This window comes from bacterium, from assembly GCA_021372775.1.
GTDB lineage: Bacteria > Acidobacteriota > Polarisedimenticolia > J045 > J045 > JAJFTU01.
Genome location: JAJFTU010000492.1, coordinates 1 through 2,146, shown reverse-complemented (window position 1 = coordinate 2,146; position 2,146 = coordinate 1). Strand labels below are relative to the sequence as shown.

Below are 2,146 nucleotides of genomic sequence, written 5' to 3'. Positions count from 1 at the left end.
GGTTTCGGCAACAACGATCCCGGGCGCGGCGCGCGCGGAGGCGGCGAGAAAGTCCTCGTCTTCGGCCGCGGTCAACGCCGCGCGGGCCAGACAGCGGACAACCCCGGCGCCCAGTCGCGTCTTCATCAGTGGGAGGATTTCGTTCCGCACCCGGTTCCGAAACGCCCGCCCCTCGGCGTTCGTCTCGTCCTCGCGCCAGCCCTGCCCGAGATCCCGGAGCAAACGCCGCAGTTCGTCCCGTTCGACGTCGAGCAGCGGCCGCCAGAACGGCGGCGCGTGGCGGCGCATCGCGCCGAGGCCGGCGGTGCCGGTTCCCCGGGCCAGCCGGAGCAGGACCGTTTCCGCCTGATCGTCGAGCGTGTGCCCCAAGGCGATCGCCTCGGCGCCGGCCGCCGCGGCGATCTCGACCAGCGCGGCGCGGCGCGCCGTCCGCGCCGCGTCCTCGGGCGAGCGGCGCGGCGCGCGCTCGACGGCGACCGCGCGGACCTCGCACGGAACGCCGATCCGCGCGGCGAGACCGCGCACGAACGCCGCGTCCTGGGCGCCGCGCGTTCCCCGAAGGCCGTGGTCCACCGTGCCCCAGGCGACGTCCCAGCCGCGGCCCGGGGCGAGGGCCCAAAGCAGCAGTCCCAAGGCCAGCGAGTCGCCGCCGCCGGAGACGGCCGCGACGACGCGGGCGCCGCGCGGCGGGGCGTAGGGACGCGTGATCGCGGAGAGCGCGGCGGGACGGGCCGCGCGCAGGACCGCGCCGCCGCTGAGTTCGGACGACGGGGCGCGGACGCTCCCGTCGCCGGCGGCCTGCTCGAACCCGGACATCGTGGTTTCGCCCAAAACTCCCGAAAGCGCGAATTCTATCAGGGAACGGGCCCGCCCGATCGCGGAACGACGGCGTTCCGCGCGGTCAAAGGCACTCCTCGAGCGCGACCGCCTTGGCCGTGATCGAGAAGATCCCCATCTGCGGGCCTTCGACGCCCACGATCTTCAGGCAGCTCTTGATCTCGAGCGACGAGGGCCGGTCGTCGAAGTAGAAGTCCTTCGCGTCGTCCCCCGTCTCGATGTAGACGTCGTAGCCGGTCGGCAGCGCGTCGCGGTTGTTCGTCAGGTCGATGAACAGCTTGTTCGGTTCCGGCGACATCTTCTTCAAGTTCTCGAACTGCTCGCCGCTGAGGTTGACGTCCACGTTGACGATGTGCCGCTCGTTGTTGATCAGGAACTGGGCGAAGCGCTCCTTCTCGTCGTCGCCGCCGATCGGTCCTTCGAACGCGGGGACGGAGAACTCCTTGCCCGAAGCGGCGCCGCTCTCCGCCGCGACGTCGGCGGGCGCCGTCGCCTCGTTCGCCGGGGCGACGACCCTGTGCCTCGCGCGCCAGACCAAGACGCCGAGGCCGACGACGACGACCGCGACGACCAGCGCCCCCGCGAGCAGCGCCAGGACCAGGACCAACGTTCCCGACGAACGCTTCGCCGCGGCGGCGGGAGGCGCCGCGGGAGCGGGCGGCGTCGCGGGGTTGGGGAACGGCGCGGGCGCCGGGACTGGGGGCGGCGCCGGAAGGCGGGCGCCGCCGCGGCCGTCGGCCGCGGGTAGCGCGGGGGTCGGCGCGGACGGCGCGACGAGCGGCGCGCCGCACTGACGGCAGAAGGAGGATCCATCGGCTTGACGGGTTCCGCAGTGGGTACAGAACATCTCGACGCCTCGAAGGGGATGAAGGGAAACCGGCGGGACGCGCGCTTTCGCCGCGGCCCGGCTTCAGCTCTGCAGGCGGAACCCGCAGACGGTGCAGAAACGCCCGGCGCCCAGCGGGCTGTTGCAGTTGGGGCAAACCGCGCCGCGCGTCGCCGGCTTGCCGCACGCCGCGCAGAAACGGCCGCCGGCGGGCAGCGGCGCGCCGCAGCCGGCGCAGCGGCTCGCGGCCGCGGCGGGCGCCGCGGGCGCGGTCGGCGCGGCGTAAGCGGGCTGCGTTGCGGGGGCGGGCGTTGGGGCGGGCGCGGGCTGCGTCGGAGCGTCGAGGCGCTCGATCTTCCCCGCTTGGAAGATGGTCAGCGGGCCGCGATAGACCAGCCGCTGCGTCTCGCCGGGGTTCAGCTGCACCCGCGCCTCGACCGCGGCCCGTCCGCCGCCGAAGATCGGGTTCTTGATCGCGATCCG

General features: G+C 74.1%; 3 protein-coding genes and 1 pseudogene. All 4 read right to left on the bottom strand.

Going from position 1 to position 2,146, the window contains the following annotated elements; translation table 11 throughout:
- On the bottom strand, window positions 1–816 hold an 816-nt coding region (tilS, locus tag LLG88_16785; protein MCE5248563.1), incomplete at its 3' end, for a tRNA lysidine(34) synthetase TilS.
- A gap of 85 nt (window positions 817–901) precedes the next feature.
- Window positions 902–1,444, bottom strand: coding sequence for a hypothetical protein (locus LLG88_16780; GenBank protein MCE5248562.1), 543 nt, complete (start codon window positions 1,442–1,444; stop codon window positions 902–904).
- 168 nt (window positions 1,445–1,612) lie between these two features.
- A pseudogene (locus tag LLG88_16775) lies at window positions 1,613–1,684 on the bottom strand (zinc-ribbon domain-containing protein).
- A 63-nt stretch (window positions 1,685–1,747) separates the two neighbouring features.
- Window positions 1,748–2,146 (bottom strand): zinc ribbon domain-containing protein (locus tag LLG88_16770; protein MCE5248561.1); only part of this gene is annotated, 399 nt, incomplete at its 5' end.